General features: G+C 40.0%; 23 protein-coding genes and 4 pseudogenes. 15 read left to right on the forward strand and 12 right to left on the reverse strand.

What is annotated here, in order from left to right; all coding sequences use genetic code 11:
- Nucleotides 1–26 precede the first annotated feature (26 nt).
- The 4 genes from KA717_33865 to KA717_33880 all read left to right on the forward strand — a co-directional run bounded on the left by KA717_33865 (nucleotide 27) and on the right by KA717_33880 (nucleotide 1,583).
- Entirely contained in the window at nucleotides 27–239 is a 213-nt protein-coding gene (locus KA717_33865; GenBank protein UXE60481.1) for a DUF2442 domain-containing protein, read from the forward strand.
- A gap of 75 nt (nucleotides 240–314) precedes the next feature.
- On the forward strand, nucleotides 315–527 hold the full coding sequence (locus KA717_33870; GenBank protein UXE60482.1) for a hypothetical protein: 213 nt from the start codon (nucleotides 315–317) through the stop codon (nucleotides 525–527).
- Between the two features lie 12 nt (nucleotides 528–539).
- Nucleotides 540–749: a hypothetical protein gene (locus KA717_33875; protein UXE60483.1), complete on the forward strand. Its 210-nt coding sequence runs from the start codon at nucleotides 540–542 to the stop codon at nucleotides 747–749.
- Between the two features lie 96 nt (nucleotides 750–845).
- The gene (locus KA717_33880) at nucleotides 846–1,583 is read left to right on the forward strand and encodes a hypothetical protein (GenBank protein ID UXE60484.1); all 738 of its coding nucleotides are present in this window, start codon (nucleotides 846–848) and stop codon (nucleotides 1,581–1,583) included.
- Nucleotides 1,584–1,937: 354 nt separating this feature from the next.
- Here the strand turns inward: KA717_33880 and KA717_33885 are convergent, their stop codons facing one another.
- Nucleotides 1,938–2,594, reverse strand: coding sequence for a hypothetical protein (locus KA717_33885; protein UXE60485.1), 657 nt, complete (start codon nucleotides 2,592–2,594; stop codon nucleotides 1,938–1,940).
- 320 nt (nucleotides 2,595–2,914) lie between these two features.
- Between KA717_33885 and KA717_33890 the strand changes: the two genes are divergently transcribed.
- The gene (locus KA717_33890; protein ID UXE60486.1) at nucleotides 2,915–3,121 is read left to right on the forward strand and encodes a type II toxin-antitoxin system HicB family antitoxin; all 207 of its coding nucleotides are present in this window, start codon (nucleotides 2,915–2,917) and stop codon (nucleotides 3,119–3,121) included.
- 14 nt (nucleotides 3,122–3,135) lie between these two features.
- Here KA717_33890 and KA717_33895 read toward each other — a convergent pair whose 3' ends face one another.
- On the reverse strand, nucleotides 3,136–3,510 hold the full coding sequence (locus tag KA717_33895) for a hypothetical protein (GenBank protein ID UXE60487.1): 375 nt from the start codon (nucleotides 3,508–3,510) through the stop codon (nucleotides 3,136–3,138).
- 251 nt (nucleotides 3,511–3,761) lie between these two features.
- On the opposite strand from KA717_33895, the gene KA717_33900 reads away from it, so the two are divergent.
- On the forward strand, nucleotides 3,762–4,040 hold the full coding sequence (locus KA717_33900) for a hypothetical protein (GenBank protein ID UXE60488.1): 279 nt from the start codon (nucleotides 3,762–3,764) through the stop codon (nucleotides 4,038–4,040).
- Nucleotides 4,041–4,105: 65 nt separating this feature from the next.
- On the opposite strand, the gene KA717_33905 is transcribed toward KA717_33900, so the two are convergent.
- A complete protein-coding gene (locus KA717_33905) occupies nucleotides 4,106–4,519 on the reverse strand; it encodes a hypothetical protein (GenBank protein UXE60489.1) in 414 nt (137 codons plus the stop codon).
- On the reverse strand, nucleotides 4,520–5,017 hold the full coding sequence (locus tag KA717_33910; GenBank protein ID UXE60490.1) for a hypothetical protein: 498 nt from the start codon (nucleotides 5,015–5,017) through the stop codon (nucleotides 4,520–4,522). It lies immediately after the preceding gene.
- 344 nt (nucleotides 5,018–5,361) lie between these two features.
- Between KA717_33910 and KA717_33915 the strand changes: the two genes are divergently transcribed.
- Nucleotides 5,362–5,721, forward strand: coding sequence for a GxxExxY protein (locus tag KA717_33915; protein ID UXE60491.1), 360 nt, complete (start codon nucleotides 5,362–5,364; stop codon nucleotides 5,719–5,721).
- 17 nt (nucleotides 5,722–5,738) lie between these two features.
- On the opposite strand, the pseudogene KA717_33920 reads toward KA717_33915, so the two are convergent.
- A pseudogene (locus tag KA717_33920) lies at nucleotides 5,739–6,209 on the reverse strand (ISKra4 family transposase).
- Nucleotides 6,210–6,325: 116 nt separating this feature from the next.
- Here KA717_33920 and KA717_33925 point away from each other — a divergent pair.
- The 4 genes and pseudogenes from KA717_33925 to KA717_33940 all read left to right on the forward strand — a co-directional run bounded on the left by KA717_33925 (nucleotide 6,326) and on the right by KA717_33940 (nucleotide 9,465).
- A complete protein-coding gene (locus KA717_33925) occupies nucleotides 6,326–6,946 on the forward strand; it encodes a DUF6444 domain-containing protein (protein ID UXE60492.1) in 621 nt (206 codons plus the stop codon).
- A gap of 66 nt (nucleotides 6,947–7,012) precedes the next feature.
- Nucleotides 7,013–8,294 (forward strand): annotated as a pseudogene (locus KA717_33930) (ISKra4 family transposase).
- Nucleotides 8,295–8,332: 38 nt separating this feature from the next.
- A pseudogene (locus tag KA717_33935) lies at nucleotides 8,333–9,205 on the forward strand (IS66 family transposase).
- Nucleotides 9,206–9,246: 41 nt separating this feature from the next.
- Complete coding sequence (locus KA717_33940; protein UXE64942.1) at nucleotides 9,247–9,465, forward strand: hypothetical protein; 219 nt, start codon at nucleotides 9,247–9,249, stop codon at nucleotides 9,463–9,465.
- A 294-nt stretch (nucleotides 9,466–9,759) separates the two neighbouring features.
- Here the strand turns inward: KA717_33940 and KA717_33945 are convergent, their stop codons facing one another.
- From KA717_33945 to KA717_33965, 5 genes are all read right to left on the reverse strand, one after another.
- On the reverse strand, nucleotides 9,760–9,990 hold the full coding sequence (locus KA717_33945; protein ID UXE60493.1) for a type II toxin-antitoxin system HicA family toxin: 231 nt from the start codon (nucleotides 9,988–9,990) through the stop codon (nucleotides 9,760–9,762).
- Nucleotides 9,987–10,274 carry a type II toxin-antitoxin system HicB family antitoxin gene (locus KA717_33950; GenBank protein ID UXE60494.1) on the reverse strand — a complete coding sequence of 96 codons (288 nt, stop codon included), beginning with the start codon at nucleotides 10,272–10,274 and terminating at the stop codon, nucleotides 9,987–9,989. The genes KA717_33945 and KA717_33950 overlap by 4 nt, the downstream gene beginning before the upstream one ends.
- Before the next feature lie 112 nt (nucleotides 10,275–10,386).
- Complete coding sequence (locus KA717_33955; protein UXE60495.1) at nucleotides 10,387–10,632, reverse strand: hemolysin XhlA family protein; 246 nt, start codon at nucleotides 10,630–10,632, stop codon at nucleotides 10,387–10,389.
- A gap of 249 nt (nucleotides 10,633–10,881) precedes the next feature.
- Entirely contained in the window at nucleotides 10,882–11,139 is a 258-nt protein-coding gene (locus KA717_33960) for a DUF4277 domain-containing protein (GenBank protein UXE60496.1), read from the reverse strand.
- A gap of 262 nt (nucleotides 11,140–11,401) precedes the next feature.
- Complete coding sequence (locus KA717_33965; protein ID UXE60497.1) at nucleotides 11,402–12,484, reverse strand: radical SAM protein; 1,083 nt, start codon at nucleotides 12,482–12,484, stop codon at nucleotides 11,402–11,404.
- Between the two features lie 323 nt (nucleotides 12,485–12,807).
- Between KA717_33965 and KA717_33970 the strand changes: the two genes are divergently transcribed.
- From KA717_33970 to KA717_33980, 3 genes are all read left to right on the forward strand, one after another.
- Nucleotides 12,808–13,041 carry a hypothetical protein gene (locus tag KA717_33970; protein UXE60498.1) on the forward strand — a complete coding sequence of 78 codons (234 nt, stop codon included), beginning with the start codon at nucleotides 12,808–12,810 and terminating at the stop codon, nucleotides 13,039–13,041.
- Nucleotides 13,042–13,286: 245 nt separating this feature from the next.
- Nucleotides 13,287–13,952, forward strand: coding sequence for a hypothetical protein (locus KA717_33975; protein ID UXE60499.1), 666 nt, complete (start codon nucleotides 13,287–13,289; stop codon nucleotides 13,950–13,952).
- A 118-nt stretch (nucleotides 13,953–14,070) separates the two neighbouring features.
- Entirely contained in the window at nucleotides 14,071–14,658 is a 588-nt protein-coding gene (locus KA717_33980) for a TIGR04376 family protein (GenBank protein UXE60500.1), read from the forward strand.
- Nucleotides 14,659–14,706: 48 nt separating this feature from the next.
- On the opposite strand, the gene KA717_33985 is transcribed toward KA717_33980, so the two are convergent.
- Together KA717_33985 and KA717_33990 are read right to left on the reverse strand one after the other, a co-directional pair.
- Nucleotides 14,707–15,105 carry an IS1634 family transposase gene (locus KA717_33985; protein ID UXE60501.1) on the reverse strand — a complete coding sequence of 133 codons (399 nt, stop codon included), beginning with the start codon at nucleotides 15,103–15,105 and terminating at the stop codon, nucleotides 14,707–14,709.
- Nucleotides 15,106–15,116: 11 nt separating this feature from the next.
- Nucleotides 15,117–15,872, reverse strand: a complete 756-nt coding sequence (locus tag KA717_33990; protein ID UXE64860.1) for an ISAs1 family transposase — start codon at nucleotides 15,870–15,872, stop codon at nucleotides 15,117–15,119.
- Nucleotides 15,873–15,947: 75 nt separating this feature from the next.
- Here KA717_33990 and KA717_33995 point away from each other — a divergent pair.
- A pseudogene (locus KA717_33995) lies at nucleotides 15,948–17,229 on the forward strand (ISKra4 family transposase).
- Nucleotides 17,230–17,272 lie beyond the last annotated feature (43 nt).

Here is a 17,272-nt window from a genome sequence, read left to right on the forward strand (position 1 = left end):
CGTTATCGTTAGAAGATGGGCGAGTTGTGTCTGTGCCTTTAAGTTGGTATCCGCGTTTATGTTACGGGAGTCCTCAGGAGCGACAACATTTTCAGATTAGCGGAGCAGGTTTCGGCATTCATTGGCCAGACTTGGATGAAGATATTGGCGTTGAGGGGATTTTGTTAGGGAAAAAGTCAATGGAGAGTCAGTCCTCTTTTCAACAATGGATGGAGAAACGAAAAAATTTTAATGAATAAACAGCGATCGCAGTTCCATGCTTGTCTCAATTTACCTGATGCTAAGTTGGGTTAAAATAAAAGGAGATGTATCGGATGAACCAACCTGATTTTCAAGCAATGAGTCAAAAGGAGTTACAGCGTTATGTTCTTTCCCATCGAGAGGATCAAACCGCTTTTTATGCTTATGTTGATAAATTAAATACAGAGGCTAATTGGATTGAAATGCCACCTTTAAGTTCTGTAGAGGGTATAAACAATCATCCTGAGTTTGTCAATCGTTTTCGGAATAATTCTCAGCGAAATTGAGGAAATTAAGCTATGTCTGAAGTTATTGCAATTCCAATTGAACTTACCCACTTTCAGTTACCTCAAGCGGTTCAAGAACGTTTACAATCGCTTTTGGAGCGTCAGGATGAAGGTTATCCATTATCTTTGTCAGAGCGTCAGGAAGCAGAGGGACTGGTCAAATTAGCGGAGTTTTTCTCGTTTCTTAGTCTGCGTTCAACACGGGTGATGAAGTCGGCTTAAATGACAAAAATTTCAGCATCGAAAATTATACTTGGATATGTTACTGTAACATAAATATGTTTATTGTACAGATTTAGAAACACGAAAATTTTTAATATGAAAACTTTGCTAAATTGCGTCATTATTGCATTAATATTTTTTAGTAATAAAGTAACCATTGCTCAATCTGTTCCCAATAACAACGAAGCTGAAAAATACGCAAGAGCAGCATATAAGTTAATACAAAACAATGATTTTTTTCAAGCAAAACTTTATTTAGATAAAGCCATAGAATTAAGCCCAAATTACTGTCAATTGTATCAAATGAGAGGATTATTAAATCTTGAATCAGGATATGTATACGAAAATTCCGTAAAGGATTTTAGTTCAGCAATACATTGCGATATAAACAATCCATTTTATTACATTAATAGAGGGCTTTTGTATGGTAAGATTGGTCAATTTTATTTGGCAAAAAATGACCTTGAAAAAGCGGCAAATCTTTCTGGTGTATATGGAATCAGCGATGCTCATAAAAAGGCTCAAGATGGATTAAATAAAATTAAAGGTGAATTAAGTTACTGGGAAAATACAAAAATCAAGTCTGATAATTACGATGTTTATATCAGCAAGTCACGGCCCAGATTAAAAAAATTACCTCAAGTTGTTGTTTTCTACATGAAAGGCTTTTATCAAGCTCAAGAATTTGCTATAGACTGCAAGAGAAATATTTACACGAACAATGTTGAAATACTGCTTGATGGTAGTATTTCTATTAGTTATTCAGTCAAAGAAGATTGGAATTTTATTTCTTCTACATTTATGACCAGTCTTCGCGATTATGTTTGTCGCTAAGTTAAGTATAATTAACATTATTTTGTGCGGTCACTTTCTACTTATTACCCACCGCTCGCGTATTTTCTATGTTTAGAGTTTTATACTTCGGTAATTTACTATATGTGGTGACATCAGATAAGCTTATGATGCCATATCTAGTCTTTCGTTATCATTAAGGCACTACCTGTAGTAATCTGCGAAAGATGGGGCATTCTTAGGGTCTGCTGAAAAAGCCCACAAAACGAACCCAGATGCCACAGGACGGGAAAAATGGGGTAGTGTTGCAAACCTGTGAATTAATTTTCTGCATTGTAGTCATTGCAGTTATCAGGTAATGAATTATCCACAGATTTAGAACACTACCCAGAATTGTCATGTAAAAAGTGCAGCTATTTTAGAACAGGCAGTTGCAAGTGTTGCAATACTTGGAAGTACAGAGACAAGAGCATCCCAGTATTGACGAAGTTTTGATTTGTCTGGTTCTTTCGCCCTGACTTCATCCATAAAATTATTGAGTAAAGAACCTGCGGCTATATTGTTTGATTTTTCAACCACTTCTGCTATCTCAAGAAGAGCATCAGCCGTTTCTTCATTAACTCGTTCTTTAGTTTGATTAAAAGCATTTTCTACTGATGAACGGTTAATAATCGTCGAGTTGCTAATTTGCTCAAATTTGTCGCCCATAGTTACCTCACTATTTTGAATAAAAAACTGCTGTATTGTTTGCTTGGAAAAGTGATCTGTGGAAATTTCAGGATGTTTAATAGACCATTCCATTTCCTTAAACCCTTTATGAGTAATTGAGTAAGAAGGGCCTAATGTTACACATTCAATCAAGTTTTCATTGTTTAGATAACGTAATGCTGAAATCACTTCTTCTACCATCATATTATGATGCTGAACAAGAAAATTGATAATTTTACTCTCTTCTAACATTACATAGGTGTCTCCTTTTGTTGAGTCATAAAAGCACCGAAGCACTTTGTAGCGGGCATTTTCGTTGTTTTTAATTTGTTCTTGATCACTCATAGTAAAGCATGTCTAAATTTTAGAGAGAAGGTCAACTATTGTACTGTTTAATTTTTCGCTCTCCCAACGAGCAAAACACACACTGAAGCCACGCTCCACCTTACCATTCAATAGCCCTAATAAATCTAAAATAATCCTTGAATTTTGTTAAACTGAGCAAAACAGCCATGATCTCCGCTTACTTCAATATCAAAACTCCCCTCCATACCAATGAGCGACCTAAAACACGCCGACATCACCAAAAAAATCATTGGAGCCTCCTTTGAAGTGCATAAATTCCTGAGTAACGGCTTCCAAATTCATCAAAAGGACAGTCAACGGTGAAATATACAATTGTTATTCAATGGTCAGATGAGGACAATTGCTTTGTTGTCTTTTTACCAGAGTTTGAAACAGTGATGCAACCTGTTACTCATAGCGAAACCTATGAGGAGGCATTTCAGAATGCTCAGGAAGTATTGGCTTTATTAACGGAATCTGATGAAGAACCTTTATCGAGTCCCAAACCCCTTTTGTTTGTGGCATAAATACTTCACAGCGATCAAACCTTCGGCAATAACCCCAATAACTTAGCCAAACCCGTCAACGCCACCACACCAACCCCGATCAGAAAACCACGATTCAAAAACTCCTGAAAATCCAAACGTTTTCCCAAACCTGTAATTTTCTCATCCACGACATTAATTTTTCCAGAAAGACGTTCATCCACAGAATTAATCTGTCCTGTTAGCCGCTCATCCATAGTGTTAATCTGGCCAGTGAGCTTGGCATCTAACGCTTGAATTTGACCCGATAACCGCTCTTCCATACGGGCCTGATTGATTTTAAGGTCAGTGATTTCCGCATCAATCCGACTAAAACCTGCCGTAATCAGGTCTTTTAACTCCTTCAGGTCATTATCCGTAACAGTCGGCATAAAAAATAGCTCCTTACTTCTTTCTCCTTTTTAGCATACCTAGCTGGCATTAAAACGTCAAAAGAACCGCGATCACAGAGTCTAATGAAAAACCTTTACTCAGTTCTAAACCCCTTGTGCAATTGGCGTAAGTATTTCACAGCGATCGCTTAAAACATTAACATTCGGTATAATAAATTGATTCATTTGCTAAAATGGGCGAAGAGCGCGATACTTGCCTCTTTTCTAGTCTTATTCAGGAGAATTTCATTATGGTAGTACAACGTTGGACAGATGAAATGCTTGATGAACTCGCGTCCAGTGTGACGGAATTGCGAGAAGGTATTACGGATGTCAAGGATGGTATTGATGGTCTGCGAATTACCTCTCAGGCGTTGTTACAGGTAGCGGCGCAAAGTCAACGGGATATGGAAGCCATGAAAGAACGGCACGCTGAACTTGAGCAACGGCAAGCTGAAACGGATCAACGGTTTAATGTTTTGTTAGAAGAGGTTCGATTTTTGATTCGCGGGACTCAAGCAACAGATTAATTTTATGCTCAATTAAATTACTATTCTGTAATGTCGCTACACCGACCCCGATTAGAAAACCGCGATTAAGAAACTCCTGAACATCCAAACGTTTCCCCAAACCTGTAATTTTTTTCATCCACAAGGTTAATTTTGCCAGTAAGCTGCTCATCCATCGCGTTAATCTGTCCAGTGAGCTTGGCATCTAACGCCTGAATTTGACCCGATAACCGCTCTGAACTACGAGCCTGATTGATTTTAAGGTCAGTGATTTCAGAATCAATACGACTAAAACCCGCCTTAATCAGGTCTTTTAACTCTTTTAGTTCATTGTCTGTAACAGTCGGCATAGAAAACGGCTTCTTTCTTCTTTCTTCTTTCTTCTTTCTTCTTTCTTCTTTCTTCTTTTTAGTATACCTAGCTGGCATAAAAACGTCAAAAAAGCAGCGATCGCTAACTCCTGAAAACCAATTTATTAACGCGATCGCCCCTAATTTCAACTACTTCGGTTTAGGTATGACAGACGAAACAGAAATATAAAAAGAGTCAGAACGATCATCCAGTTCAAAGCCTGTAATGAATCGGTTATTATCCGCAAAAAATGTTAATTTTCGTTCAATAAACTCTTCTATAAGACTTTGAGTATCCTTCGCAAACTCAGGGTCTTGCTTGTTTCGTAACTTCTTGCTCATCATTTTTAACATTTTTTGGCGTTCGTTTTCAGGAACTATCGCCAGATTCCAACTAACAACTGCGACACTAAACAGAGCTTCTCGCCGTTGATGGCTGTTCGCTTTATCTAAAAAAGGTTTGACAAATTCGATTAATATCTCAGACATTTTTTCATAACCCTCTGGATTCTCAGCAAATGTCATTCCTGGCTCACCCAGACCGCTTTCAATTACAGTATTTTTCAATCGCTCAAAAGATTGTTTATCTCTTTTCTTAAGATTTTCTTGAGCAATTAGTTCACGGAAGCCTTTAGATTTTCTAGCCATAGCAATTCCAAAAATATTTTAGTGAGAGCATTACTTTTACAATCCGTCCCTAAAGCTCAAACACAGATAGCAAAGTACAGACTGATTCTATCGCTTAATAAGCACCCACAACTCTAACATCTCTTAAGTTTCAGCAATTCTCAGTTTTAGACACAGCAAGCCTTTTAGGGATTTAAAGAACATTTTAAAGGGGTTTTTGGGGCAATCCTAGATGTACTATTGTGCCTAAAAGCTTGAAGACTCGTAAAATGAACTTGTTAATCCCGTTGAATTTTCCCCCGTATTACGCGAACTAAAACCTGAAACCCTTGCTACAGCGCAAATTTAGAATTGCTGCTTAAGTTTTGTTAAACTGGCCAAAACAGCCATCATTCCCCCCTTATCTCAATATTGAGGCTCGTCCCCATACCAATGAGCAACCTGAAACAAGCCGACATCACCCAAAAATCATTGGAGCCTCCTTTGAAGTGCATAAATTCCTGGGTAACGGCTTCCAAAAAGTCATCTACCAACGCGCCCTACAGTACGAGATGCACCAGGCAGGCTTAACCTTTCAGCGACAAATAGGACAATCCATCTATTATAAAGACTTACCCGAACCCATTGGCGATAGAACAACCCATTTATTACAAAGACTTACCCGAACCCATTGGCGATCTGGCGATTGGGAGCATCTCACCTTTGCAATAAGTAGAAATACTTAACGAGGTAAATGAAAGAGTCAAAAAAGGTAATCATTTAAATAGGAACAGCGATGACGAAGGACTTGTGGTACATTGTCAGAATTCCAACTCGCACCAGTAATTTTAAGACGATGACCAATTTGTTTAACTTGAGATTCGACAGAGCCAGAGCCAATGGAAATGCCCTCTGCCTGCAAATAACCATAATTGACAATCCGATGTTTATGCTTGTTTAAATAAATGATAAAATTCTCAGCTTGAGGCTCTGACCATTCCTCAAAACAGGAGATAGCGGCATCCACTTCACCCGTCCAAAGAAAAGACTTGACCTCCTCAATTCGCTGGAATGACCCCCCAACTTTATAGAGGTTTTCAATTAAGTGATACCAGTCCAAAATTTCAATTCGCTCATGTTTCTGTCCTATCTCACGAAATAAGTTCCAGATACCATCATGTCCATCTCCCAAACAAATTAAAGGCTTAGCCAAAATTTGAGAATTAACCAAATCGTAATTAGTCACCGCAATAAAGAAGGAAATTATTGAGAATGAGAAGCAAATGAAAAAAGTAAAGAATAATGAAGAAAGGAAAGGCGGTTAAAGAGATAGGTTAGAATAGGGAGACTATGAAAAAACTAGACCCAGTTCCAGACTTAAACCAAGAAGAAGTGAAAATGCCATGGCAAAAAGAAGTGGCAAAAGATTGGTATGAAGATTATCAGAAAGAAAAAGAAGAGAACGAAAAGCTGAGAAAAGAATTGGTAGAGTTAAAGAAAGAGATAGAAAAGTTGAAAGAAAAGCTGAAAAAGCTTAACCAAAGAACGAGTGAAAATAGCTCTCAGCCCCCAAGCAGTGACGGTTACAAAAAGAAAGTCGCCAAAACCTTCGGTCAAAAAGGAAAAAAAAGAGGTCCAAAGTACGACCATGTGGGTAAAACCAGAAACGGGTTTGGTCGGGTAGATGAAATAGTAGATTTAAGGATGGAAAAATGCCCAAAATGTGGTGCGTCAGTGGAAAAGCAAAAGGAGACTATCATCAAAAAAAATCAAATAGCTGAATTAGTCAGTAAACCAGTAGAGGTAAGGGAATATGTTAGGGAAAAGTATCAATGCTCAAAATGTGATTGGGAAGGTTATGCCCCACTTCCTTTGGGATGTCGTGAAGATTTTAGCTACGGTGCAACCTTATCCAGCTTAGTGGGATGGCTGGGATATGGGGGAAATTTGACTTGGCTAAAACGGGTGTGACCTTTAGTTGATGAAGGAAAAGAAAAGTGTTAACATGGGATGAAAAGTGACAAAGAGGAAACAATGATGACAGCAAAACTAATTAATGTAGAGGGTTCAAAGATAAAAATAGAACTAACATTAGAACTAAGTCGTTCAATGTTGGATACAGAAATAAATATTCAAAAAGGCTTAAACGAAGTAGGTTGCATCGCCAGCAAAGAAGCCTTGAAATATTTAGATACAGATGGTTCACCCTTAAAAATCGGTGAAGAAATCTGGAAGAGTAAGGGAGAGCAACCGAAAGAATATCAAACACCTTATGGTGAGGTTATAGTGAATCGTCATGTATATCAGCGTTCACCTTTGAGGAAAAACGTATTGCCCCTTAGAAAGAGAAGCAAGGATAATCATAACATCAACGCCATTATTGGCAAAACAGGTATCCTCAAAAATGTCAGGGATGGCAGGCAAAGAGGTGAAAAATGATTTATTAGAAAATCATGGTAGAAAAGTAGCGCTATCCTATATCCAAAGATTGAGTGAAGCAGTAGGAAGTGTGGTACAGGCAAAAGAAGAAGCGTGGAGTTATGCCCCGCCCAAGGAGGATAGCCAAATTGCAACAGTGGGAATAGGATTAGATGGAACCTGTATGCTGATGTGTGAGGATGGCTACCGTGAAGCAATGGTGGGAACCGTTTCCCTATACGATAGTGAAGGCGAACGTCAACATACAATCTATCTAGGTGCGGCACCAGAGTATGGAAAAAAGAGTTTTCTAGAAAGATTAGAAAGAGAAATTGAGCGAGCGAAAAACCGTTATCCAGAGGCAACATTGGTCGGGATAGCAGACGGGGCAGAATCAAATTGGAAGTTTTTAGAAAAGCAAACGGAAGAACAGATATTAGATTTCTATCATGCCTCTGGTTACTTAGGTGCCTTGGCAGAAGCGTTGCATCCGAATACCGTGTCAAAACAAAAAGAATGGTTGACTGAAAATTGTCGAGAACTCAAGCATGAAAAAGGAAAAGCAGGAGAACTGCTAAATCTGATGAAAGAAGTCAAAGAAGAAAAAAGTCATTCTAAGAATCTTACCGAGAAACTACAAGCGGCGATTACTTATTACGAGAATCATCAGCATCAAATGGATTATGCTGAATACATAGAGAAAAAGTATCCGATTGGTTCAGGTGTTACGGAAGCAGCTTGTAAGACGTTGGTCAAACAACGATTATGTTGTTCAGGGATGCGATGGAAGGAAAAAGGAGCAGGAATTATTTTGAGCCTACGAGCTTTGGTATTGACCAAGGAACGATGGAGTCAATTTTGGGCAAAACTTGATCAATATGGGTTCCCTGTAGAACCCTGATTACAACAGCTTTTATCAACTAAAGGTCGCACCCGCTAAAACAACGATACTTGGTAGAAACGGTCTTTGGCATTCCTCTGTCTCAAGGGAGTTTAGCTAAAATGCACCGATGGTTTTGCGAAAGCTTGTATCCTAGTTATGAACAGTGGTGGACTTACATACAGGAGCCTGGAGTCCGTTGTGTGGACGAAACCAGCTATCGCGTCAATGGGGTTAACTATTGGATGTGGGTGGCTACTTCCTCCTCTGTTTGTGTTTTGTTTCTGGCTCCCAGCCGGAGTTCCGATGAGGTTCATTCCCTATTAGGTAAAGATTTTCATGGGCTTCTCAGTACGGACTGTTGGGGGGCTTACCATCGCCAAAATGCCCAGCATAAACAGAAATGTCTGGCTCATATTGGGCGGGAATTGAAGGCCTTGGAAACTTCCCACTTTTCTGAAAATAAACTTTTTGCTCAGAGAGTTTTTCCTATTCTAGAGCAAGCTCGTCAATCCCATCGAGATTATCATCAAGGCAAACTGAGCTTAGAAGCTTTACAACAACAGCGACCCCTAGTAGAAGCTCAACTTCAAGAGGTTCTGGATAATCCGCCGCCCACGGGATGGGCAAGTGATTCCCAATTGTTATCTAATCGCTTTCGACGTTATTGGCATGATTGGTTTACTTTTCTTACTTTTCCTGAAGTTAAACCTGATAACAATGATGCAGAGAGAGCCTTGCGTCCTGTTGTTATTCATCGTAAGGTTAGTGGCGGTGCTAGAAGTCATTGGGGCGGACAACTTGTTGCCATGATGTTTAGTTTTCTTGAAACCATGAGACTTCAAGGTAAAAGTGCGGTCGAACAGTTATCTCTTATTTTATCTTCCTCTGGTCTTTCTCCTCCTTCCATTGATGACTTTCTTCCTCTCTAGTATTTTTGGGGCTTAATGAGAATTAAGCCCCACTTATTGCTGTGACTAATTACCGTCATTGTTCTCCCATGAAGGACTTGCGAGAACGGTTTTTAGAGGCAGGAAAAAATAAAATGCAGATCGTTGGGGTTGTAATGCACAAACTCATTCGGATTGTTTACGGGATTCTCAAGTCAGGGAAACCGTTTGACCAGACTAAGTTGGCTCTTCCTAACGTTGTTTTAGAGGAGGAAACTGATTTTTTTCCTGTTTCCCCTTGACACTTAACACAGTATCTACCAAATTTTTGAGTACGATCTAATTGTGATGGAAAAGAGCGATCGCGGTTTTGTTATATGATTAAAAAAGGTGATCCCCTTGGGGAAATGTTAAAGTGCGATCACAATCTTTTTGTTGATTAAATGTTCAGAATGCGATCACTGTGTTTTTTAAAAGTGCGATCGCTGTCTTCTTGATTGATTAAACTAAAAGTGCGATCTCCCTGGGGAAGTGCGATCGCGGTTTTTAGTCGGGTTAAGAAACGCAAGCTAACAAAATAAAACAGTATAATTGGCTTATTTTGCCAACAACTCAAAAAAGGTTTCTTTGTTGAGTCCAATATCTTCAATCATTCCCATTAACGTACCTTGTTTAATATCTTTGCCAAAATGAAGCGGAATGATCACTCGATTACCATGATTGTCCTTGTAAATCGCATGACTACCCTTTTGGCGATCCAGATAAAAACCTAATTTTTTGATAACCTTAATAAAATCCTTAGCCTTTACACTTGGAAAATTACTCATACAAAAATACTTAACGATTTAACAATTAAATCCTCTTGTGGAATGGGTTGATGATCAGCAAGTAAACTTTCAACGTACAACTCAATTGCTTCTGTAATATTATCAATCGCTTGCTCAAAAGTATCCCCCTGAGAATGACACCCCTTAAGGATAGGACAAAACGCATGGTAGCCTCCATCCTCTTCCCGTTCCAAAAGTACCGTGTAATTGTAAATCTTTTTACTTTCCATAAGTTTTAAATAAATTACTGATCTTTTACTAGTTCTAACACGATCATAACGCATTCTTTTTTCCAATGCTTAAATTCCTGAAAGTGCGATCGCTGTCTTCTTATTGGTTAAAGTTTAAAACCGCGATGTCTTTGGGGAAGTGTGAAAGTGCGATCAGGCTTTCTTTTTAAGTCTGGGGTAAAGCTGTTAAGATAAAACGAATAGACGTTGCTACTACCGCCGTAAACAAAATCCCAATCAAAGCCCAAACCTGTTTACTTTGATTACCTTCTACTTTCTCAATTTGCTGTTCCATTTTGTCGAATCGTTTTTCTAGGTTATCAACTTTGGTTTCTACAGTAGCCAATCTGACTTGGACTTGATTGACCTCGCTAGAGAGAACCTCTAACTTCCTATTGATGTCGGCAGACATGGTATCTAGCTTCCTATTCATTTCTGCTAGAATTTCGCTTGCTGTAAATTTTTCGTTGATTATGTCTGATGTTATCACGGAAGTCTTACCATCCCTTTTGGCAGGAAAAGCTATCAACGAATTATTTACAGGTGGAAAAATTCACTAAACAAATATAACGGAGCATTTACACATCTGGTGAGTGCGAAGTTCTCTGTCAGACATTTTGACAAAACGCCTAAAAGCCTTGCTTTGAAAGTCTTTCAGCGATTATAAGTCTTGAAGAGGTTTGAAGGGCGTTGGGGGCTGAAACCCTAGTAAACTCGTTGATTTTCCTAGAACTTCGCACTGTCCAGTTACACATCCTAAGCAGTTTAATATCATTGCTTTTACTATTGTACCTACACTCAGCTTTTTTTGAGGATGAGTTCCTACTTCTTCATTGATAATTTCTACCAAACCCATTTCATCTATAATCCCTGCTACTAGACCTAAGTGGTCGAGGTCTTTAATATTTAGGTTCTCCATTTTTACTGTTAATTCCATCTACTACAAGACTCTATTTTAGAACTTTATTTATATTTTTTATCCTTACCCAAAATTAATGCACAGACACACATGCTAGCTCACGCGAACTACTTCGCCTCTTCGACAACCTGCGGAATGTGGGTTTTAACAAAATCTTCAAAAAAACAGTTCAAAAAAAGAGATACAAATGCCTGTATCTCCTTTTATACTTTAGTCTTTTTGGCATCACTACCGCATTTTTACGGATCTCTATTGTTCTTACTTAGGCGCGACTACCGGCCAATAAGGTCATGCCCATTTTGACTTTATCCACAATGGTTTTCTGAGAAAGACAGGTATAGAGACAGAGGCGATCGCAAGCAATAGTTTCTTGACGACGAACTTGGGCTTCATGACCTTCCCAAATTTCCTTGGCACTTTGGGTTTTAACATTACCAATCGGGGGATAAAACCAGCAGACTTCAACATCACCATTGGTGCGAATAAAATAATTCCGTAATCCGACTCGACAAGCACCTACAGAAGAAGGAGCCTGTTCTTCTCGGAAATGGGCTGGCCACAAACGCATTAAGACTTCACTATTCATAATGGGTGCGCCATTTTTTTTCTGCTCTAACAAATTTTCTACAACGGCTGCTAGTTCTTCAAAACGCTCTTCTCCAATCCAGAGTTCATCTTGGGTTTCCGGCGACCAACGATCAACCGGTTGAAAATTAATATTTGTCGCACCAATATCAGCGACCCATTGGGGCATTTGGGTCATGGTGTGTAGATTTTTAGCATGGACAGTGGGTTTGATAATAATGGGAAAATCGCCACCCTGTGCTTTTTTCTCTTTAACTAACATCCGAATATTGTCGGTAATTTTTTCTAAGGAACCTTTGACTCCCCTGGAATAATTATGAATTTCAGGAACAGGGCCATCCATAGAAATATTAATGTTAAAGGGTTTAGCCGCTACGACTCGCTTCACAATCGGCTCGGTTAGACAAGAGGCATTGGTCACAACCCCCCACTTAATATCATTCTGGTGACAGAACTCCAACAAATCGACAAACCCCTTCTTAATAAAAGGTTCCCCACCAGAGAATTGAATATGAAACGATCCCACATATTCCTTTAAACTGAGCAGGGCATTTTGCCATTCTTCAATGCTCATTTCATCAACATAGTTTTCCAGCCGCCAATACTCACAGTAGCGACATTTATAATTACAACGCTCATTAACCACTCCATAGAAAACGATCGGGCGAGTATTATCTATTCCTGTTCTTAGGTATAATTCCTCCATCAGATCATTGCGAAGATGCTTCATGGCCAGTTGGGTCAGATTGGCAAGTTTCATAGATTAACTTCCTCGGCTAATTTGAAGATGATTTTTCTTGAAGGACTGGCATGGATAAAGGCAAAAACAGGTAGCTTTGTTTTGTCTATCGTTACGATAGACTCAAGCCATATTTTAACCCCGTATGAGCATGCGAGATAACCTACAGTTTAAACGATATTCTTGAGAGTGGTTTCTGTCCAATTCCCTGAATAATGCTTTGATAATGCTTTTGAGGGGCGATCGCTGTGATCAATATCACACCCGCTAGGTGACTTTTACTATCGCATAAACCGAATCGTTACGAAACACTAGGAGTAGTAATAGCACTGAGTAAGCCCGTTATGTTGCAGACAACCCATACTCCTAAATTCAGATCCGAATTAAGCTTTGTCGAAACCAGAGCAGCTATTAAGGTTGAAGAATTAGAACGGTTATTGAAAAATGTGAACCTTGCGCCGCTAGCAGTAGTTGATCAGGAAACGAAACAACAAATCTTGCAATCCTTAGTGGTTCGGATGTACGGATTGTGCCAATTTCCTCGTCGCTCCGTTTTAAAACTGAAAGCGGTAAAATAGCCAGACGGGTGATAACTCGTCGAATTGACTGGCTTGCTGTTGAATTTAAGCCATTTTAATCCCCTTAAATTTAACACAATGGAGTCACCGAGAATTAGCCCTAGCCTTTGCGTTATTGAGGATAGTTTGTGAAGCTTGAGGAACGTCTAGTCAGCCATTTAAGCCACCATTTCGATAAATGGTTACTGGCAGGAGGGATTTTTTACCTCTGTGGTGTTAGCCTTTGGCTGGGGCAGCAAAATCGTTTGACTTTTTCTTCCCTGTGGGGACAGGCTTCTCCCTCCATAACCCTTAAATCTTCTCCTTCGGCAGCGGATCGCCAATTTATTAGCTATCTCCAGCAATCCCTGAAGGTAATTGAACAGTCTCCCTTGCCTCATTCTCAGTCATCTCCGGTTGTTTCGCCATCGGTTTCTAATCCGGCAACTTTGCCCACCCTGACGATTCAGTCTGCTCGTCCAGCCCCTTTGCCACCGATCGCGCCAGTTCCTAGAGTGGTCGAAAAATATTATTATCCGGTTTATCCAAGCGTTACTACGCCAGAACCGAGGGTGACAGTGCTTCAACAAAGGGTTTCCTCGGCGATCTCGCCCCCTTACTCCCCTCCTTCAGTGGTAGCGACCCAACCTCAATCTCCTCGTTCCCCCTTGCCAACCATGCCCCCTTCTTTGGCGATCGCGCCGAATATTTCCCCCTTGGTGACAGGTAAAGCCACTTATTCCTTAGTCGGTGTTTTGGAATCCGGCGATCGCTCCTCTGCTCTGTTTAACTGGAACGGTCTAACGCAAAGGGTTCAGATTGGAGAACCGTTGGGAGCCAGTGGTTGGGTACTCAAGAGCGTGAATAGTCAAAAAGCAATACTATCCCGTCAAGGCAAGACCCGATATCTAGAAGTTGGACAACGTTTTTAGCGTTGAGAACAGTAGATTTTAAAGATTTAAAAACCAATTGGTGCTTTTTTATGCCTACACTTTATAGTAGCATTCGGTTTTGAGCCAGCAGTTTTTATCACAAAGAGAGAAAATTAAGATGGGTGTATTTGATGAATTTGGCCGCTTTCTGGAAACCCGTCTGGAAGAATTTCTACGCAATAATCCTCACTTAGAATTACAGGCCCTGCTCGAACAACTTCGTGAACAGGAACAGGAAGCTCGCCAACTGAGCCAACGCTTAGAACAGCAAAAAAATCAATATGAGCAAGAAATCCTCTCCCTAGCTAAGGATATTCAAATTTGGCACGCTCGCATTGACAAGGCAAAACAAGCTGGACGGACAGATTTAGCAGAGGCAGCCCAGGAGCGGGAAGCCAGTCTTCTGCGTCAGGGCAATCAAGTTTGGGGGCAGCGAGCCGGTGTCGCAGAGCAATTAAAGCAATCCCATGAACTATTAGCACAAATTCAACAGCGACAAAAAGAAGTACAGAAAAAAGCGGAACAAATCAAAGCGGAGCAAGCAAAAACAGAACTGATGAAAACCACTAATTCTGATACGGTTGGTTGGAATCAAGGTCAACCCAACAGCCCCTATCAGCGTTCCCTGGATCCTTTAGAAAGCACCTTCCAACGTTGGGAATTAGATGATGAACTAGAAACCCTTAAACAAAACCTTAAGCGTTAAACCCACATTCCGTACATAAAAGAAGAACAAAGAAAATAAGAAAAGCACCTATGACAAAAGATAATACTGACAAGTAGTAGCCTCAAAAAAGCCTAAAAGCCTCTCTCGCTCAAGCGTGAGATTGATAATTTGGGGACAATTATCCAGTACAACCCAATGAATCCCCCTCAAAGTCTGAAAAATCAAACGCAGAGTCGGAGGTTGAGTCGGCTTTCCCAACTGATTAGGCACAGTCTCCTCCTGCTCTGCCAGAGCCTGTCTCAGTTTACGTTGCCCCAAGCTGTACACCAACAAACACAACGGCATAATGAAAGTCAATGCCATAATCCTCTCAGGGGTTTTGAGGAAAACACTCGAAGCAAAAAACAGAGGGTCTTTAAGAAAGCGAAAACCCCGCTCAACCCCTTGCGGTTGCTTGTAGTGGACAAGCATTTGCTCATCGCTCAACGAGGTTTTATCTACTGATTTTGGCGATGCAATGCGGAAAGCTGATTGATTGACACTGTCCAGACTTGACGAGTTTCTAAACGGTAATGTCCTTTTTCTGTCTTCTCATGATAACTGTATTCAATTCCTTGCCAGTTCTGAGCGACCGCTTGTTTAAACCAATCCCTAACTTGTTTATTAAGTTTGCCCTGATTTCCTTTGAGAGCCAATACATAGTCACCTTCACCTTGCTTTATTTGTTTTGCGATTTCTGTCTGCGTTCCCATTGCATCTAGGGTTACTACTGCCCCCTTGATGTTAAGTAACTTCAGTAACAAGGGGACTGCTTTTATTTCATTAGATTTACTATCTACTTTCTTTTGCGCTAACATCAGTCCCCGCTCACTACTCCACGCACTTATGCTGTGTAACGCATTTAGTCCTTTTTCCCTATCATAAGAACCTCTTTTCGTTTTTCCATCTATCTGTATCAGCTCTATGTCCATTTTCTCCGTTAGACTGCTTATCCAGCTCAGAAAACTTTTTTCTAGTTCTTCTGTTTCCAACATTCCAAATACTCTTCCAAAGGTATCGTGAGAGGGAATTCCCTTTGGTAACTCTAGAAACATTTCTAGCCATTCTCGTTTGGCTTTGCCATAGGCTTCAATTGCTACGAAGCCATCTGCCCCTGACAATACTGCCAATATTCCTATGGTGACAATTGCTGTTAAGTTATGGTCTTGCCTTCTCCCTGTTCTCGGTTCTTTTAGGCACTGAAAATGTTTCAGTGGGTGTGACCTTTAGTTGATGAAGGAAAAGAAAAGTGTTAACATGAGATGAAAAGTGACAAAGAGGAAACAATGATGACAGCAAAACTAATTAATGTAGAGGGTTCAAAGATAAAAATAGAACTAACATTAGAACTAAGTCGTTCAATGTTGGATACAGAAATAAATATTCAAAAAGGCTTAAACGAAGTAGGTTGCATCGCCAGCAAAGAAGCCTTGAAATATTTAGATACAGATGGTTCACCCTTAAAAATCGGTGAAGAAATCTGGAAGAGTAAGGGAGAGCAACCGAAAGAATATCAAACACCTTATGGTGAGGTTATAGTGAATCGTCATGTATATCAGCGTTCACCTTTGAGGAAAAACGTATTGCCCCTTAGAAAGAGAAGCAAGGATAATCATAACATCAACGCCATTATTGGCAAAACAGGTATCCTCAAAAATGTCAGGGATGGCAGGCAAAGAGGTGAAAAATGATTTATTAGAAAATCATGGTAGAAAAGTAGCGCTATCCTATATCCAAAGATTGAGTGAAGCAGTAGGAAGTGTGGTACAGGCAAAAGAAGAAGCGTGGAGTTATGCCCCGCCCAAGGAGGATAGCCAAATTGCAACAGTGGGAATAGGATTAGATGGAACCTGTATGCTGATGTGTGAGGATGGCTACCGTGAAGCAATGGTGGGAACCGTTTCCCTATACGATAGTGAAGGCGAACGTCAACATACAATCTATCTAGGTGCGGCACCAGAGTATGGAAAAAAGAGTTTTCTAGAAAGATTAGAAAGAGAAATTGAGCGAGCGAAAAACCGTTATCCAGAGGCAACATTGGTCGGGATAGCAGACGGGGCAGAATCAAATTGGAAGTTTTTAGAAAAGCAAACGGAAGAACAGATATTAGATTTCTATCATGCCTCTGGTTACTTAGGTGCCTTGGCAGAAGCGTTGCATCCGAATACCGTGTCAAAACAAAAAGAATGGTTGACTGAAAATTGTCGAGAACTCAAGCATGAAAAAGGAAAAGCAGGAGAACTGCTAAATCTGATGAAAGAAGTCAAAGAAGAAAAAAGTCATTCTAAGAATCTTACCGAGAAACTACAAGCGGCGATTACTTATTACGAGAATCATCAGCATCAAATGGATTATGCTGAATACATAGAGAAAAAGTATCCGATTGGTTCAGGTGTTACGGAAGCAGCTTGTAAGACGTTGGTCAAACAACGATTATGTTGTTCAGGGATGCGATGGAAGGAAAAAGGAGCAGGAATTATTTTGAGCCTACGAGCTTTGGTATTGACCAAGGAACGATGGAGTCAATTTTGGGCAAAACTTGATCAATATGGGTTCCCTGTAGAACCCTGATTACAACAGCTTTTATCAACTAAAGGTCGCACCCGTTTCAGTA

The sequence above is a fragment of the Woronichinia naegeliana WA131 genome (assembly GCA_025370055.1).
Classification (GTDB): domain Bacteria; phylum Cyanobacteriota; class Cyanobacteriia; order Cyanobacteriales; family Microcystaceae; genus Woronichinia; species Woronichinia naegeliana.

Coding starts and splice junctions, on each gene's coding strand:
- KA717_33925 (UXE60492.1), top strand. CDS start 6,326: ATGAAAAAACTAGACCCAGTTCCAGACTTAAACCAAGAAGAAGTGAAA.
- KA717_33950 (UXE60494.1), bottom strand. CDS start 10,274: ATGCGTTATGATCGTGTTAGAACTAGTAAAAGATCAGTAATTTATTTA.
- KA717_33970 (UXE60498.1), top strand. CDS start 12,808: ATGTTGCAGACAACCCATACTCCTAAATTCAGATCCGAATTAAGCTTT.
- KA717_33980 (UXE60500.1), top strand. CDS start 14,071: ATGGGTGTATTTGATGAATTTGGCCGCTTTCTGGAAACCCGTCTGGAA.
- KA717_33910 (UXE60490.1), bottom strand. CDS start 5,017: ATGGCTAGAAAATCTAAAGGCTTCCGTGAACTAATTGCTCAAGAAAAT.
- KA717_33900 (UXE60488.1), top strand. CDS start 3,762: ATGGTAGTACAACGTTGGACAGATGAAATGCTTGATGAACTCGCGTCC.
- KA717_33875 (UXE60483.1), top strand. CDS start 540: ATGTCTGAAGTTATTGCAATTCCAATTGAACTTACCCACTTTCAGTTA.
- KA717_33895 (UXE60487.1), bottom strand. CDS start 3,510: ATGCCGACTGTTACGGATAATGACCTGAAGGAGTTAAAAGACCTGATT.
- KA717_33955 (UXE60495.1), bottom strand. CDS start 10,632: ATGTCTGCCGACATCAATAGGAAGTTAGAGGTTCTCTCTAGCGAGGTC.
- KA717_33880 (UXE60484.1), top strand. CDS start 846: ATGAAAACTTTGCTAAATTGCGTCATTATTGCATTAATATTTTTTAGT.
- KA717_33960 (UXE60496.1), bottom strand. CDS start 11,139: ATGGAGAACCTAAATATTAAAGACCTCGACCACTTAGGTCTAGTAGCA.
- KA717_33870 (UXE60482.1), top strand. CDS start 315: ATGAACCAACCTGATTTTCAAGCAATGAGTCAAAAGGAGTTACAGCGT.
- KA717_33885 (UXE60485.1), bottom strand. CDS start 2,594: ATGAGTGATCAAGAACAAATTAAAAACAACGAAAATGCCCGCTACAAA.
- KA717_33945 (UXE60493.1), bottom strand. CDS start 9,990: ATGAGTAATTTTCCAAGTGTAAAGGCTAAGGATTTTATTAAGGTTATC.
- KA717_33965 (UXE60497.1), bottom strand. CDS start 12,484: ATGAAACTTGCCAATCTGACCCAACTGGCCATGAAGCATCTTCGCAAT.